Source organism: Streptomyces sp. NPDC029159 (genome assembly GCF_055564055.1).
In genome coordinates this window covers 493,258-507,757 of the sequence record NZ_JBVHWT010000004.1, presented here as the reverse complement: position 1 = coordinate 507,757, position 14,500 = coordinate 493,258, and the positions used below count along the sequence as shown (strand labels likewise).

The following is a 14,500-nucleotide window of genomic DNA, read 5'->3' as shown; positions in this document are numbered from 1 at the left end:
CGGGAGGCGGGCGATGGACACAATGTCTACCGCACGTCTCGCCGCACACGCCGGTCGACCGTCCAGCATCACATGGATGGTCCGCGTTTTGCGTTCTATGACTTTTCGGGGGAATGAGGAAGGTATGTCGTACACCGAGCTGCCCGGTGCACAGGTGCCGATCCGGATGTGGGCGGACCCGTCCACCGTCGAGGACGTCGCGATGCAGCAGCTCCGCAACGTCGCCACCCTGCCGTGGATCAAGGGCCTCGCCGTGATGCCCGACGTCCACTACGGCAAGGGCGCCACCGTCGGCTCGGTGATCGCCATGCACGGCGCGGTCTGCCCCGCCGCCGTCGGCGTCGACATCGGCTGCGGCATGTCCGCCGTCAAGACCTCCCTCACCGCCGCCGACCTGCCCGACGACCTCTCCCACCTGCGCTCCCGGATCGAGCAGGCCATCCCCGTCGGCCGCGGGATGCACGACGACCCGGTCGACCCCGGCGCCCTGCACGGCTACCCCACCGCCGGGTGGGACGACTTCTGGGCCCGCTTCGACGGCGTCGCCGAGGCCGTCCACTTCCGCCAGGACCGCGCCACCAAGCAGATGGGCTCCCTCGGCTCCGGCAACCACTTCATCGAGTGCTGCCTCGACGAGGACGGCGCCGTCTGGCTGATGCTCCACTCCGGCTCCCGCAACATCGGCAAGGAGCTGGCCGACTTCCACATCGGCCAGGCCCAGCAGCTCCCGCACAACCGCGGCCTCGTCGACCGCGACCTCGCCGTCTTCATCGCCGACACCCCGCAGATGGCCGCGTACCGCCACGACCTCTTCTGGGCCCAGGAGTACGCCAAGCGCAACCGCGCCGTGATGATGGCCCTCTTCCAGGACGTCATCCGCAAGGAGTTCCGCAAGGCCCGCCCGGTCTTCGAGCCGGTGATCAGCTGCCACCACAACTACGTCAGCGAGGAGCGGTACGAGGGTCTTGACCTGCTGGTGACCCGTAAGGGAGCGATCAGCGCCCGGGGCGGGGAGTGGGGCATCATCCCCGGCTCCATGGGCACCGAGTCCTACATCGTCCGCGGGCTGGGCAACGAGAAGTCCTTCCACTCCGCCTCCCACGGCGCCGGCCGCCGGATGAGCCGGAACGCCGCGAAGAAGCGCTTCTCGACGAAGGACCTGGAGCAGCAGACGGCGGGCGTGGAGTGCCGTAAGGACTCCGGCGTCGTGGACGAGATCCCGGGTGCGTACAAGCCGATCGGCCAGGTCATCGAGCAGCAGCGGGATCTGGTGCAGGTGGTCGCGAAGCTGAAGCAGGTCGTCTGTGTGAAGGGGTGAGCGGCCGCTTCGCCCGTGGGCGCCGCCCCGGGGCGCCGGGGTGCGGCGTTCCGCGGGGAATCGGAGGCGTTCCTCTACGCCTGTGTAGTAGAAGAGTGGTAAGGGCAACTGGCGCCACGTCAGTCCGTGGGGGATTCCCGGCGGCTGACGTGGCGTCGTGCTGCCCGTAACGAGGGAACGCACCACTCAGGGGAGAAGTAATGACAGACCGGATACGGCGTACGCGGTACGCGGCGAGCGTCATGGTGGGCTGTGTTTCGCTGCTGGCGCTGGCCACCTCACCGGCCGCCGCCTCGGCGAAGGGGTGCACCGGCAATGCCGGTTCCACCGACGGCTCGGGTTCCGTCTGCCTCGACGTCAAGGGGACCAAGCTCAAGGTCAACACATTCACCCTCGACAAGAAGTCGAACAACCGCGCCTGGAAGGACAAGCCGGTTGTCACCGCGGGGAAATGGAAGTGGACGGGTGCGACCGTCAGCGCCCGCCGTGTCGAGAACAAGAAAGTCACCAAAACCATCAACAAGAGCTTCCCGAACAACACCGTGATGTGCGGTTACTGGAGCAAGTACCCGGGCACCAAGGCGTGCATCAAGATTCACAAATAATCCGGTGATTCCAGGCGGAATGTGATCCGGTAGTCTTGCCCGGCGGTGGGTGGGCCGCAGCCACCGCCGGGCGGACCCCGCCCACGCGCCGCAGGCGCCCGGAGCAGGTGACACGAGGAGGGCAGATGCTGACAGCCCGGAAGAGCGCGACGCCGACGACGCAGCCCCGAGGGGCCAAGCGAAAAAGCAGCCGCCTCCTCCTCCCGCTCGGCCTCGCCGTGTTCGCGGCGTGGATCGCCGTCGTGGTCGTGGGTATCGCGAAGGAGCCCGATCCCGGAGCCGCCTCGTACGAGAAACTCGCCTCCGGCGTGGCGGAGAATCTGCACAAGGGCGATGCGGAAAGCCTGGCCCGCTATGTCAACGGCGACGGCGCGGACGCATACGCGAAAAACCTGGTCGCCAAGGTGAAGGATTCCGGGGAATCCGGAAAGATTACGGTTTCCCGGGCGAGCGGGAAGCAGGTGCAGCTGAGTGCACCGCACCTCTGCCTGACATGGGACGTCGAGAAGAGCGACGGCCGTTTCTTTCTCGACCCCGTTCCGCCGGTGACGCCGGCGCCGTGCCCCGCGCCCTGACCCGCTGCATCCGGGAAATCCTCCACGCTTTTTCGGCCGGGCGAATTCCCGCAGCCCCGCCCCGCCCTGTACCCGCCCCGTCCCACCGGGCGCGGGCACCGGACCCGGGCACACAATGGAGGGGAGGCGTGCGGCAGGCGCGTCTCGGGGCAGCAGCCGACGTCGAGACGGCCCGGACGGGGGCGGGCGGCGGGGAGTGTGCCGATGCGGTACGTCACCGTGACCGCGCTCAGCCACACGGGGCTGGTCCGCGAGCAGAACGAGGACAGCCTGGTGGCCGGCCCCTGGACGCTCTGCGGCACCGTCACCGAGAACCCGCAGACCCTGGTCTTCCCGCTCGGCCACCCGCTGGTCGTGGCGGTCGCCGACGGGATCGGCGGCCAGCCGGGCGGTGAGGTCGCCAGCGAGCTGACCGTCCGCCAGCTCTCCCTGGCGGGCGCCTCGTTGCATTCCGAGGAGGCGCTGCGCGACGCGCTCGCCGTCTGCAACCGCGCGGTCTACGACGCCGCCGACCGCAACCGCGCCCTGGCCACCATGGGCACCACCGTCGCCGGGGTGGTCGCCCTGGCCGACTCCGTCCTCACCTTCAACGTCGGCGACAGCCGGGTGATCGACGCCGGCCCGGACGGCGCGCGGCGGCTGAGCGTGGACGACAACCCGCCGCTCACCCAGGGACGCCGCACCACCTCGCTCCTCACCCAGTCCCTGGGCGGCGGGCTGCACTTCACCCCCGTCGTCCCGCATGTCACCACCGTCCCGCACACCCCGGACGCGCGGTACCTGATCTGCACCGACGGCCTCACCGACCCCGTACCGGAGGAGGAGGTCGACGACGTGCTGCGCCGGTACCCGGACGACAACAGCAAGGCCGCGTTCGCGCTGTGGAAGGCCGCGATCGAGGCGGGCGGGCCGGACAACATCACCCTGGCGCTGGTCGGCATCGGCGGCCTGGACTGAACGTCCCCGGACACCCGTGAGGGCCGTCCGGGGACGGCCCTCACGGGTGGGACGGGGAAGGTCAGGCGCCGACGGTACCGGCGTGGTACAGCGCGTTCCAGGTCTCGGGGGTCACGGCGCCGTCCGGCACCAGACCGTAGTTCCGCTGGAAGTTGACGATGGCCACGAGGGTGGGGGCGTCGAACGTCCCGCTGAGGCGGTTCCAGCCCAGGTACTTGCGGTTGGCGAGCAGGCACTGGATCTGCGAGACGCGGTCGCCCTGATCACCGAAGGAGGTGGTCTGGCGGCCTTCGTAGAACGCGCAGGCGGCAGGACCGTCCACGAGGTTGTCGCCCATGGCGGCGAAGGCCGGGCCGGCGGAGAGGCCGGTGGTCAGCGCGCCCGCGGCGACGGTCAGCACGGCGGCGCGCTTGAGGGCGCGGCCGGAGCGGCGGATACGGGGGAGGGGGATACGGAAGGTACTCACGCCTGTCCCCGTTCCCCGCGACGCGCATTCCATGTGGCCCGATGGGCCAAGATGTTGATCTTCATGGTGATCTTTCTGTGGGTGATGTGCGGACGGTGTGAGCAGCCGCCGCGGCGGCCCCGGAAGCCCTCCCGGCGGTGCGCCGAACGGCACCCCGCCGTGGCCTCAGGAGGTGCGGTGGACCTTCGAGTTGGACGCCTGGGCGCGCGGGCGGACCACCAGCAGGTCGATGTTGACGTGCGGCGGGCGCGAGACGGCCCAGGCGATCGTCTCGGCGATGTCGCCGGCGTCGAGCGGCTCGGCCACGCCCTCGTAGACCTTCGCCGCCTTCGCGGCGTCCCCGCGGAACCGGGTGGTGGCGAACTCCTCGGTCTTCACCATGCCGGGCGCGATCTCGATGACCCGGACGGGCTGACCGCACAGCTCCAGCCGGAGCGTCTCGGCGAGGACGTGCTCCCCGTGCTTGGCGGCGACGTACCCGCCGCCGCCCTCGTACGTACCGTGCCCGGCGGTGGACGACACGACCACGACGGTGCCGTCGCCGGACGCGGTGAGCGCGGGCAGCAGCGCCTGGGTGATGTGGAGCGTGCCGAGGACGTTGACCTCGTACATGGCGCGCCACTCGGCCGGATCGCCGGTGGCCACCGGGTCGGCGCCGAGCGCGCCCCCGGCGTTGTTGACGAGGACGTCGCAGCGGTCGAGGGAGGCGGCGAACGCGTCGACGGCGGCGCGGTCGGTGACGTCGAGGACGTACGCCTCGGCGTTCGGCAGCGCGGCGGCCAGCTGCTCGATGCGGTCCCGGCGGCGCGCGGTGAGCACCACGCGGTACCCGGCGCCGGCCAGCTGCCGCGCGGTCGCGGCGCCGATCCCGCTGCTGGCTCCGGTGACGACGGCGGTACGGGCGCCGACGGCGCGCTCCTCGGCGGTCATGGGCACTCCTCGGGACGGGACGGCCGCACCCGTGGCGACGACGGGTGCACGGTGGGTGGTCCAGGATAGGCACGGCGATCTTGCGCCCGGGGATCCCGGTCGAGGGGTGAGACGCGACCGGCGGCCGGTCACCGGGCCTGCCGGGGAGGGGTGTTGGGCCGACGGCGGGCTTCCGTCCGGGCCCGGGTGCGCGGTGCCTTCCGACGAGGTCAGCGGCCCCGGGGCGCGTACATGATCACGGCCATGCCGGCCAGGCAGATGAGGGCGCCGGTGACGTCCCAGCGGTCGGGGCGGTAGCCGTCGGCGACCATGCCCCAGGCGAGCGAGCCCGCCACGAAGACCCCGCCGTACGCGGCCAGGATCCGGCCGAACTCGGCATCGGGCTGCAAGGTGGCGGCGAAACCGTAGATCCCCAGCGCGATGACGCCCGCGCCGATCCACAGCCAGCCCTTGTGCTCCCGCACGCCCTGCCAGACGAGCCACGCCCCGCCGATCTCGAAGAACGCGGCGAGGACGAACAGCAGCACGGAACGGGCGATCACCATGCGCACCAGCGTAGAAGCCGCCCCGCACCGGCCGGGACGGGCGGGCCCTGCGGCTACGGCCGCCGCGGGATCACGGCCACACCAGGCAGTACGCCTGGTGGCCCGCCTCGTGGAGGCGGTGGCTGAAGTCCTGCCACTCGTGGAGCAGCTGGTAGACGGTGTAGGCGTCGCGCGGGCCGCCGCGGTCGGGGACGGTGGACCATATGAACGCGGCGGCGCCGACGGACTCCTCGCCGATGCCGCGCAGCGGGTCGACGACCGTCATCGGCAGCTTGACCACCGCGTAGTCGGGGTGGAGGACGACGAGTTCGAGCGGCGGGACCTTGTGGAGCGGGACGCCCTCGATGCCGGTGAGGACCATGGCGGCCATGGTCTCCGGCTTGATCTTGGTGAACATGCCGCCCATGCCCAGCTCGTCACCGCCGAGCTCCTCGGGACGCATCGAGATCGGCACGCGGGCAGCGGTGGCGCCGTTGGGCGCGCCGAAGTACTTGTACGTCACCCCCATGCGGCCGCCTCTGCTGTCCCCACCCTTGATCCCGTCGCGCCGGTGGCGGCCGCGCTGGGCGCGCTCAGGACCCCGGTCATCGGTCCCCTCGCCCAGTCCGCCACCGCGATGCATATCTCCCACCCGACCACTCGCGGCCTCAGCCGCGCAACCCGATCATCGTCTCAGAATCTCCCCCGTCGCGGGCGCGCGAAACCGCCCCGCCGCACGCCCCCGCGCGCCTCTGAGACCATGGATGGCGTGACCCATTCGTACGATGCCCCAGTTTTGCAGACGCGCGGGGGCTGACGCCCGGCCGGGAACGGGAGGATTCCGAAGGGATCGGCAGGGGACGGCGAGGGCCGTACCGGTCGTGCGCCAGGGTCTCCCGCACCGTTGTCAGCCGGGCCGTGTCCGTGTGGCGCCGCCCTTCCCCACCCCGTATAGGCAGGTCAGGATCGCTGTGACTTTTCCTTATGAAGCCCCTGTTTCGCAGTCGCTGTTCGACCGTGCGTCCCAGGTGACGCCCGGTGGCGTGAATTCGCCGGTGCGGGCGTTCCGGGCCGTGGGCGGTACGCCCCGGTTCATGGTGTCCGGTACCGGCCCGTATCTGACGGACGCCGACGGCCGCGAGTACGTCGACCTCGTGTGCTCGTGGGGACCGATGATCCTCGGACATTCCCACCCCGAGGTGATCGCGGCGGTCCAGGAGGCGGTCGCGCGCGGTACGTCGTTCGGTACGCCCGGCGCCGGTGAGGTGGAGCTGGCGGAGGAGATCGTCGCCCGGATCGCCCCCGTCGAGCAGGTGCGGCTGGTGTCGTCCGGCACCGAGGCGACGATGTCCGCGATCCGGCTGGCGCGCGGCTACACCGGCCGGGCCAAGGTCGTGAAGTTCGCCGGCTGCTACCACGGCCATGTGGACGCGCTGCTGGCCGCGGCCGGTTCGGGCGTGGCGACCTTCGGTCTGCCGGACACCCCGGGCGTGACGGGGGCGCAGGCGGGCGACACGCTCGTGCTGCCGTACAACGACATCGAGGCGGTCCGGGCGGCGTTCGCGGCCTACCCGGGCGAGATCGCCTGTGTGATCACCGAGGCGTCCGCGGGCAACATGGGCGTCGTCCCGCCGCTGCCCGGCTTCAACCAGGGTCTGAAGGACCTCTGCGCGGACAACGGCGCGCTCTACATCTCCGACGAGGTGATGACCGGCTTCCGCGTCTCGAAGGCCGGTTGGTACGGCATCGACGGGGTCACCCCGGACCTGATGACGTTCGGCAAGGTGATGGGCGGCGGCTTCCCGGCGGCGGCGTTCGGCGGGCGCGCCGAGGTGATGGCGCACCTGGCACCGGTCGGTCCGGTCTATCAGGCAGGGACCCTGTCCGGTAACCCGATCGCGACCGCGGCGGGCGTCGCGCAGCTGCGGCTGCTGGACGATGCGGCGTACGAGAAGGTCGACGCGGTCTCCGCCGAGGTGCGGGCGCTGGTCGGTGCGGCGCTGACCAAGGAGGGTGTGGCCCACCACGTCTCGGTGGCGGGCAACATGTTCTCGGTGTTCTTCACGGACACCGAGGTGACCAACTACGACGAGGCGAAGGCGCAGGACTCGTTCCGCTTCACCGCGTTCTTCCACTCGATGCTCTCCCAGGGCGTCTACCTCCCGCCGTCCGCGTTCGAGTCCTGGTTCGTGTCGACCGCGCACGACGCCGCCGCGGTGGAGCGGATCGCCGCCGCGCTGCCCGCCGCGGCCCGTGCCGCCGCCGAGGCGACCGCCTGAGCCGGAGCGTGACGTGCGGCCGGCCGGCGCGTACCGGTCGGCCGCACGCCCCCGGCGGGGCTGTGCCTCCCTGCATGCACGGCCCTACGGCTCCACGGACCGACGATTGAATGAATGGGTGACATGAGCAGCGAAGACTTCACCGTTGTGCATCTGATGCGGCACGGCGAGGTGCACAACCCGGAGGGGGTGCTCTACGGGCGGCGTCCCGGGTACCACCTCTCGGATCTGGGCCGGAAGATGGCCGACCGGGTCGCCGAGCATCTGGCGGACCGCGACATCACGCATGTCGTCGCCTCGCCGCTGGAGCGTGCGCAGGAGACGGCGGCGCCGATCTCGGCGGCGCTGGGGCTGGAGACGGCGACCGACGAGCGGCTGATCGAGGCGGCCAACGTCTTCGAGGGGAAGACGTTCGGTGTCGGCGACGGCGCGCTGAAGAAGCCGGGCAACTGGAAGTACCTGACGAACCCGTTCCGCCCGTCCTGGGGCGAGCCGTACATCGAGCAGGTCGTCCGGATGATGGCGGCGCTCGGTGCGGCGCGGGACGCGGCGCGCGGGCACGAGGCGGTGGCGGTCAGCCATCAGCTGCCGATCTGGATCGTGCGCAGCTTCGCGGAGCGGCGGCGGCTGTGGCACGACCCGCGCAAGCGGCAGTGCACGCTGGCGTCCCTGACGTCCTTCACGTTCCAGGGCGACAAGATGATTTCCGTGGGTTACAGCGAACCGGCGCGGGACCTCGTCCCGTCTCACCTGCTGGCGGGCGCCAAGCCGGTCAAGGGGAAGGGCAAGGCGTTCGGCGCGTGAGCTGAGTGGAGGTGCTCGGGGCGGTCCCGCCGGGGGCCGCCCCGTCGCCGTTCCTGGGGTCGAATCCCCGGACGGGCTGACGGCTTGTCAAGGATGACTCGCCGGATGTGCCAAAAGTCATGAGATATAACCGAATAGCACGGAACCCCCTTGTTCGTCGGGCCATCTAACCGATTGTCCATTTATATGGAAATCGGAATCAGCGAGCACGGATGGGGACGACGTTATGCGCGCAATCAGTCGGCGGAACCTGCTGGGAATGGGTATCGGGGCGGCTGCGGCGCTGGGCGTCGCCGGCTGCTCGACCGGCACGGACACCGCCTCCGACAAACAACGGGCGAAGAACGCGATCCAGGCGCGGCCCAAACTCATCGGCGACGGCTCGACCGCCGACTACGGACGCCAGCCCAACCAACCCAAGGCCCCGGAACGATTGGAACCGGGCCAGACACCACCACAGTTCGTGATCTTCTCCTGGGACGGCGCGGGCGAGATCGGCAACGGCCTCTTCCCCCGCTTCCTGCAACTCGCCCGGGACCACGGCGCCGCCATGACCTTCTTCCTCTCCGGGCTCTACCTCCTCCCGGAGAGCAAGAAGCACCTCTACCTCCCGCCCAACAACGCACCCGGCGCCTCCGACATCGGCTACCTCACCGACGAGCACATCAAGGCGACCCTCCGGAACGTCCGGCAGGCGTGGCTCGACGGCCACGAGATCGGCACCCACTTCAACGGCCACTTCTGCACCGGGTCCGGCACCGTGCAGAAGTGGACGCCCGACCAGTGGCGCTCCGAGATCGACCAGGCCGTCGACTTCGTGACGAAGTGGCGGACGAACACCGGCTTCACCGACCTGGAGCCGCTCCCCTTCGACTACCGCAAGGAGCTGATCGGCGGCCGCACCCCCTGCCTCCTGGGGCAGGAGAACCTGCTGCCCACCGCCGAGAAGCTCGGCTGGCGCTACGACGCCAGCTCACCCGGCGGCCTCCAGATGTGGCCCCGTAAGAAGGGGAACATCTGGGACTACCCGCTCCAGCAGATCCCGTTCCCCGGCCACACCTTCGAGGTGCTGTCGATGGACTACAACATCCTCGCCAACCAGTCGAAGAACTCCACCCGGGCCCCGTCCGCCAACTACCCGGGCTGGCGCCGCCAGGCCACCGACTCGTACATCTCCGGCTTCCAGCGGGCGTACGAGACCAACCGGGCGCCGTTCTTCATCGGCAACCACTTCGAGCAGTGGAACGGCGGCCTCTACATGGACGCCGTCGAGGAGGCGCTCAAGCACATCGCCAACGAGCAGAACAAGGAGGTGCGGATGGTCTCCTTCCGGCAGTTCACCGACTGGCTCGACGCCCAGGACCCCGCGGTCCTCGCCAAGCTCCAGGCGCTCCAGGTCGGCCAGCGGCCCACCGGCGGCTGGAAGAGCTACCTCGCCGCCTGACGGCCGGCCCGAAACGGTGCGTGCGCGGCCCGTCCGACGGGCCGCGCACACGCCGTGACATGCCCTTTCGTGGCGGGATCCGTCCGGTGAGGGGGGCGCCAAAGATCCGGAATCCGCCCATGCGAAACTTTTCACATGAGTGCCTGCCGCGCCCCACGCCGCCTCACCGGCCGCCGTCGCCTCACCCTGCTCGCCGCGGGGACGGCGCTCGCGTCGCTGACGCTGAGCGCCTGCGGTGAGGGCACCTCGGGCGGCTCCTCGCAGACCCGGTTCGTCCAGGGCAAGAACGGCATCGCCCGGGTCGACGCGGCCGACCGGCAGAAGGTGCCGGACATCTCCGGCGAGACCACCACCGGCAAGCAGCTCGACCTCTCCTCCTACAAGGGCAAGGTCGTCGTCCTCAACGTCTGGGGCTCGTGGTGCGGCCCGTGCATCGCGGAGGCGCCGAACTTCGCGAAGGTCGCCAAGGACACCGAGAAGCAGGGCGTCCAGTTCGTCGGGATCAACACCCGCGACAACAAGACGCAGGCGACCAGCTTCGAGGACCAGCACAAGATGCCGTACCCGAGTCTCTTCGACCCGACCGGCAAGCTGATGCTCCGCTTCCCCAAGGGCAGCCTCAACCCGCAGTCCATCCCGTCGACCATCGCCATCGACCGGCACGGGAAGATCGCCGCGCGCTCCCTCGGCCCGCTCGCCGAGGACGATCTGCGCGCGATGCTCAAGCCGCTGATCGCCGAGAAGTGATCCCGTGATCACGCTCGCCGCCGCGTACAACGACACCGTCATGACCGGCGCCCTGCTGGCGGCGGTCCCCCTCGCCCTCCTCGGCGGGCTGGTCTCCTTCTTCTCGCCCTGCGTGCTGCCGCTCGTACCGGGCTACATGTCGTACGTCACCGGCGTCACCGGCACCGACCTCGCGGAGGCCAAGCGCGGCCGGATGTTCGCCGGGGCGCTGCTCTTCGTCCTCGGCTTCACCGCAGTCTTCGTCTCCGGCGGCGCGCTCTTCGGCTTCTTCGGGCAGCGGCTCCAGGAGAACAAGGAGATCATCTCCCGGGTCCTCGGCGCCCTGATGATCCTGCTCGGGCTGGCCTTCGCCGGTGTCCTCAAGCGGTTCGGCCAGCGCGAGATGCGCTTCCACAAGAAGCCCGCGATGGGGCTGGCCGGCGCGCCGCTGCTCGGTGCGCTCTTCGGCGTCGGCTGGACGCCGTGCCTGGGCCCCACCCTCACCGCCGTCAACACCCTGGCGCTCAACCAGGCGAGCGCCCCGCGCGGCGCGCTGCTCACCGTCGCCTACTGCCTGGGCCTGGGCTTGCCGTTCATCGCCGTGGCGCTGGCGTTCCGCCGGATGCTCGGCGCGTTCGGCTGGGTCAAGCGGCACTACGTGTGGGTGATGCGGATCGGCGGCGGCATGATGGTCGCGCTCGGCATCCTCCTGGTCACCGGCGTCTGGGACGGAATGATGTCCGGGCTGCAGAGCTGGACGCAAAGCTCCACCGTTGGGATCTGAACCGATGTCCACCACGACCGACACCTCTCGCGACGCGGAGTCCGGCGCCCCGCGCGACGGCGACGCGGGCTCCGACCTCGGCGCGGCCGGATCGCAGCTCTCCACCGCCCCCAAGGAGGAGATCAGCTTCCCCTCGCTCGGCCCGATCGGCTGGGTGCGGTGGTTCTGGCGCCAGCTCACCTCGATGCGGGTGGCGCTGCTGCTGCTCTTCCTGCTGTCGATCGGCGCCATCCCCGGCTCGCTGATCCCGCAGACCTCCATCGACCCCACCAAGGTCGACGCGTTCAAGGCCGACCACCCCTCGCTCGCGGGCATCTACGACAAGCTCGGGATGTTCCACGTCTACAGCTCGGTGTGGTTCTCCGCGATCTACCTGCTGCTCTTCATCTCCCTCATCGGCTGCATCGTGCCGCGCACCTGGCAGTTCGTCGGCCAGCTCCGTGGCCGCCCGCCGGCCGCGCCGCGCCGCCTGACCCGGCTGCCCGCGTACGCGACCTGGCGTACGGAGGCGGAGCCGGAGGCGGTGCTCGACGCGGCGCAGCGGCTGCTGAAGAAGCGGCGGTTCCGGGTCCACCGGGCCGGTACGGCGGTGGCGTCCGAGAAGGGGTACCTGCGGGAGCTGGGCAACCTCGTCTTCCATGTCGCGCTGATCGTGATGCTGGTGGCGTTCGCCGTCGGCAGCCTGTGGAAGTCCGAGGGCGGCAAGCTCGTCACCGAGGGCGACGGCTTCGCCAACAACCTCACGCAGTACGACGACTTCAAGTCCGGCCCGTTCTACGACCCGGACGCGATGGAGCCCTTCGGCTTCACCCTCAACAGCTTCGACGCGACGTACGAGCGCACCGGCCCGGAGCGCGGCACGCCGCGGACCTTCCGCGCCAACGTCACGTACTACACCGGCGCGGAGGGCACCGAGCACCGCACCAAGATCGAGGTCAACGAACCGCTCGACATCGCCGGCTCGCGGGTCTACCTCCTCAGCCACGGCTACGCGCCGCAGGTGAAGGTCAAGGACGGCCGCGGCAAGACCGTCTACGACGGCGCGGTGCCGTTCCTGACGCAGGACCCGAAGAACTTCACCTCCACCGGTGTGGTGAAGGTGCCCGGCGCGCAGACCAAGGACGGCAAGCGCAATCAGCTCGGCTTCCAGGGCTTCTTCGTGCCGACCTTCGGCGGCAAGGGCTCCGGCTCGATGTTCTCGACGTTCCCGGCGCTGGACTACCCGGTCCTCACGCTCACCGCGTACCACGGTGACCTCGGGCTGGACTCCGGGCTCTCGCAGAGCGTCTACCAGCTCGACCAGAAGCACCTCAAGCAGTACACGGTCAAGGACCGCAAGCTCGCGAAGATGATGCTGCCGGGCGAGACGATGAAGCTGCCGAACGGCGACGGCTCCATCACCTTCACCGGCGTCAAGACCTGGGCCAGCTTCAAGATCACCCACCAGCCGGGCAACGGTCTCGCGCTGACCGGCGCGGTGGCGGCGCTGCTGGGCCTGGCGGCCTCGCTCTTCGTCCAGCGCCGCCGGGTGTGGGTCCGCGCCGAGCCGGGTCCGGACGGCACCACCGTCGTCGAGATCGCCGGTCTGGGCCGCAGCGAGTCGGCCCGGCTCCCGGAGGAGCTGGCCGACCTGGCCGCCGCCCTGACCCCGGCCGCACCGGTCGCGCCGGACGCGGAGCCGGACGCCGCACCGGACCCGGACGCCGCTCCGGCCGAGGACGAGGCGCCCGCCGCGGACGAGGCCCCCGGCAAGGCCCCGGCATCCCCCGACGAGGAGGCCCCCCGAGGCCCCGAAGACCCGGCGCAGCCCACCGACTCCGCCGACCCCGCTGATCCCTCCGAAGGAGCGCGCGCGTGAACATCGCGGCCGCAGCCAACGAGACACTGGCGCACAACAGCAATCTGCTGGTCTACGGTGCGATGGCCGTCTACACCCTGGCCTTCCTCGCGCACATGGCCGAGTGGGTGTTCGGCAGCCGCAGCAAGGTCGGCCGCACGGCCGCCGCGCTGACCGCCGAGGCGGAGCAGCCCGCCACCGTCACCGTCCGCGCCTCGGCCAAGGGCGGCACCGCGGTGCTGGACCGGCCCGTGGTCCACGCCCGCTCCGCGCCCGGCAGCCGGGACGTCCCCGACGGCCCCGGCGCGGCCGGCGGCACCGAGCAGGGCGACCTCTACGGCCGGATCGCCATCTCCCTGACGGTGCTGGCCTGGGCGCTGCACGTCGGCGGCGTGATCACCCGCGCCCTGTCGGTGCAGCGTGCCCCCTGGGGCAACATGTACGAGTTCTCGACGACGTTCGCCGCCGTCGCGGTCTCCGTGTACCTGATCCTGCTGGTGCTCAAGAAGAACGTCCGCTGGCTCGGCCTGCCGCTGGTCACCACCGTCCTGCTCGACCTCGGCCTCGCGGTCTCCGTCCTCTACACCGCCAGTGACCAGCTCGTCCCGGCGCTCCACTCGTACTGGCTGTGGATCCACGTCAGCTGCGCCATCATCTCCGGCGCCGTCCTCTACATGGGCGCCGTCGCCACCCTGCTCTTCCTCTTCCGCGACCGCTACGAGGACCGGCTCGCCGACGGCCGGGTCGCCGCGCTGCACGAGCGGCTGGACACGCTGCGCCGCTCCGGCAAGGACAAGGAGCAGTCGACGTTCTGGCTGCGGGTGCGGATCGCCGGCAACGACGTGATGTCCCGGCTGCCCGCCGCCGCCTCGCTCGACAAGTTCGCCTACCGGGTCAACGCCACGGTCTTCCCGCTGTGGACGTTCACCATCATCGCGGGCGCCATCTGGGCCGAGGCCGCCTGGGGCCGCTACTGGGGCTGGGACCCCAAGGAGGTCTGGTCCTTCATCACCTGGGTCGCGTACGCCACCTACCTGCACGCCCGCGCCACCGCCGGCTGGAAGGGCCGCAAGGCCGCCTGGCTGGGCCTGATCGCCTTCGCCTGCTACCTCTTCAACTACTACGGCGTGAACATCTTCGTCACCGGCCTGCACTCGTACGCCGGGGTCTGACCCACCCGTACGCACACCTTCGGAGGCGGTCCCGGCACGGGGCCGCCTCCGGGCGTTTCCGAAAGGCCGCGCGCGGCCC

At 70.6% G+C, this 14,500-nt stretch carries 15 protein-coding genes; 11 read left to right on the top strand and 4 right to left on the bottom strand.

Going from position 1 to position 14,500, the window contains the following annotated elements; translation table 11 throughout:
• The first annotated feature begins 124 nt into the window (after positions 1-124).
• The 4 genes from ACZ4U4_RS12000 to ACZ4U4_RS11985 all read left to right on the top strand — a co-directional run bounded on the left by ACZ4U4_RS12000 (position 125) and on the right by ACZ4U4_RS11985 (position 3,455).
• A complete protein-coding gene (locus ACZ4U4_RS12000) occupies positions 125-1,318 on the top strand; it encodes an RtcB family protein (RefSeq protein WP_467871985.1) in 1,194 nt (397 codons plus the stop codon).
• A gap of 200 nt (positions 1,319-1,518) precedes the next feature.
• Positions 1,519-1,923 carry a hypothetical protein gene (locus ACZ4U4_RS11995; protein WP_467871983.1) on the top strand — a complete coding sequence of 135 codons (405 nt, stop codon included), beginning with the start codon at positions 1,519-1,521 and terminating at the stop codon, positions 1,921-1,923.
• Positions 1,924-2,048: 125 nt separating this feature from the next.
• Complete coding sequence (locus tag ACZ4U4_RS11990; RefSeq protein WP_467871981.1) at positions 2,049-2,498, top strand: hypothetical protein; 450 nt, start codon at positions 2,049-2,051, stop codon at positions 2,496-2,498.
• A 204-nt stretch (positions 2,499-2,702) separates the two neighbouring features.
• On the top strand, positions 2,703-3,455 hold the full coding sequence (locus ACZ4U4_RS11985) for a PP2C family protein-serine/threonine phosphatase (protein ID WP_467871978.1): 753 nt from the start codon (positions 2,703-2,705) through the stop codon (positions 3,453-3,455).
• 61 nt (positions 3,456-3,516) lie between these two features.
• Here ACZ4U4_RS11985 and ACZ4U4_RS11980 read toward each other — a convergent pair whose 3' ends face one another.
• From ACZ4U4_RS11980 to ACZ4U4_RS11965, 4 genes are all read right to left on the bottom strand, one after another.
• Entirely contained in the window at positions 3,517-3,921 is a 405-nt protein-coding gene (locus ACZ4U4_RS11980; RefSeq protein ID WP_467871976.1) for a peptidoglycan-binding domain-containing protein, read from the bottom strand.
• Between the two features lie 165 nt (positions 3,922-4,086).
• Positions 4,087-4,851 carry an SDR family oxidoreductase gene (locus tag ACZ4U4_RS11975; protein WP_467871973.1) on the bottom strand — a complete coding sequence of 255 codons (765 nt, stop codon included), beginning with the start codon at positions 4,849-4,851 and terminating at the stop codon, positions 4,087-4,089.
• 209 nt (positions 4,852-5,060) lie between these two features.
• Entirely contained in the window at positions 5,061-5,396 is a 336-nt protein-coding gene (locus ACZ4U4_RS11970) for a YnfA family protein (RefSeq protein ID WP_467871970.1), read from the bottom strand.
• 70 nt (positions 5,397-5,466) lie between these two features.
• Positions 5,467-6,018 (bottom strand): hypothetical protein, encoded by a 552-nt coding sequence (locus tag ACZ4U4_RS11965; RefSeq protein WP_078654258.1) that lies wholly within the window; start codon positions 6,016-6,018, stop codon positions 5,467-5,469.
• A gap of 328 nt (positions 6,019-6,346) precedes the next feature.
• Between ACZ4U4_RS11965 and hemL the strand changes: the two genes are divergently transcribed.
• From hemL to ccsB, 7 genes are all read left to right on the top strand, one after another.
• On the top strand, positions 6,347-7,654 hold the full coding sequence (hemL, locus tag ACZ4U4_RS11960; protein ID WP_467871967.1) for a glutamate-1-semialdehyde 2,1-aminomutase: 1,308 nt from the start codon (positions 6,347-6,349) through the stop codon (positions 7,652-7,654).
• Between the two features lie 123 nt (positions 7,655-7,777).
• The gene (locus ACZ4U4_RS11955) at positions 7,778-8,458 is read left to right on the top strand and encodes a histidine phosphatase family protein (RefSeq protein ID WP_467871965.1); all 681 of its coding nucleotides are present in this window, start codon (positions 7,778-7,780) and stop codon (positions 8,456-8,458) included.
• Between the two features lie 226 nt (positions 8,459-8,684).
• Positions 8,685-9,902, top strand: coding sequence for a polysaccharide deacetylase family protein (locus ACZ4U4_RS11950; RefSeq protein WP_467871962.1), 1,218 nt, complete (start codon positions 8,685-8,687; stop codon positions 9,900-9,902).
• Positions 9,903-10,037: 135 nt separating this feature from the next.
• A complete protein-coding gene (locus ACZ4U4_RS11945) occupies positions 10,038-10,649 on the top strand; it encodes a TlpA family protein disulfide reductase (protein ID WP_467871960.1) in 612 nt (203 codons plus the stop codon).
• A gap of 4 nt (positions 10,650-10,653) precedes the next feature.
• Entirely contained in the window at positions 10,654-11,412 is a 759-nt protein-coding gene (locus ACZ4U4_RS11940; RefSeq protein WP_467871957.1) for a cytochrome c biogenesis CcdA family protein, read from the top strand.
• A gap of 4 nt (positions 11,413-11,416) precedes the next feature.
• On the top strand, positions 11,417-13,270 hold the full coding sequence (gene resB, locus ACZ4U4_RS11935; protein WP_467871954.1) for a cytochrome c biogenesis protein ResB: 1,854 nt from the start codon (positions 11,417-11,419) through the stop codon (positions 13,268-13,270).
• The gene (gene ccsB / locus ACZ4U4_RS11930; protein WP_467871951.1) at positions 13,267-14,421 is read left to right on the top strand and encodes a c-type cytochrome biogenesis protein CcsB; all 1,155 of its coding nucleotides are present in this window, start codon (positions 13,267-13,269) and stop codon (positions 14,419-14,421) included. Before resB ends, ccsB begins: the two co-directional genes overlap by 4 nt.
• The last annotated feature ends 79 nt before the right edge of the window (positions 14,422-14,500 follow it).

Coding starts and splice junctions, on each gene's coding strand:
- ACZ4U4_RS11985 (WP_467871978.1), top strand. CDS start 2,703: ATGCGGTACGTCACCGTGACCGCGCTCAGCCACACGGGGCTGGTCCGC.
- ACZ4U4_RS11975 (WP_467871973.1), bottom strand. CDS start 4,851: ATGACCGCCGAGGAGCGCGCCGTCGGCGCCCGTACCGCCGTCGTCACC.
- ACZ4U4_RS11965 (WP_078654258.1), bottom strand. CDS start 6,018: ATGCATCGCGGTGGCGGACTGGGCGAGGGGACCGATGACCGGGGTCCT.
- ACZ4U4_RS11945 (WP_467871960.1), top strand. CDS start 10,038: ATGAGTGCCTGCCGCGCCCCACGCCGCCTCACCGGCCGCCGTCGCCTC.
- ACZ4U4_RS11950 (WP_467871962.1), top strand. CDS start 8,685: ATGCGCGCAATCAGTCGGCGGAACCTGCTGGGAATGGGTATCGGGGCG.
- ACZ4U4_RS11995 (WP_467871983.1), top strand. CDS start 1,519: ATGACAGACCGGATACGGCGTACGCGGTACGCGGCGAGCGTCATGGTG.
- ACZ4U4_RS11970 (WP_467871970.1), bottom strand. CDS start 5,396: ATGGTGATCGCCCGTTCCGTGCTGCTGTTCGTCCTCGCCGCGTTCTTC.
- resB (WP_467871954.1), top strand. CDS start 11,417: ATGTCCACCACGACCGACACCTCTCGCGACGCGGAGTCCGGCGCCCCG.
- ACZ4U4_RS11955 (WP_467871965.1), top strand. CDS start 7,778: ATGAGCAGCGAAGACTTCACCGTTGTGCATCTGATGCGGCACGGCGAG.
- ACZ4U4_RS11990 (WP_467871981.1), top strand. CDS start 2,049: ATGCTGACAGCCCGGAAGAGCGCGACGCCGACGACGCAGCCCCGAGGG.
- ACZ4U4_RS12000 (WP_467871985.1), top strand. CDS start 125: ATGTCGTACACCGAGCTGCCCGGTGCACAGGTGCCGATCCGGATGTGG.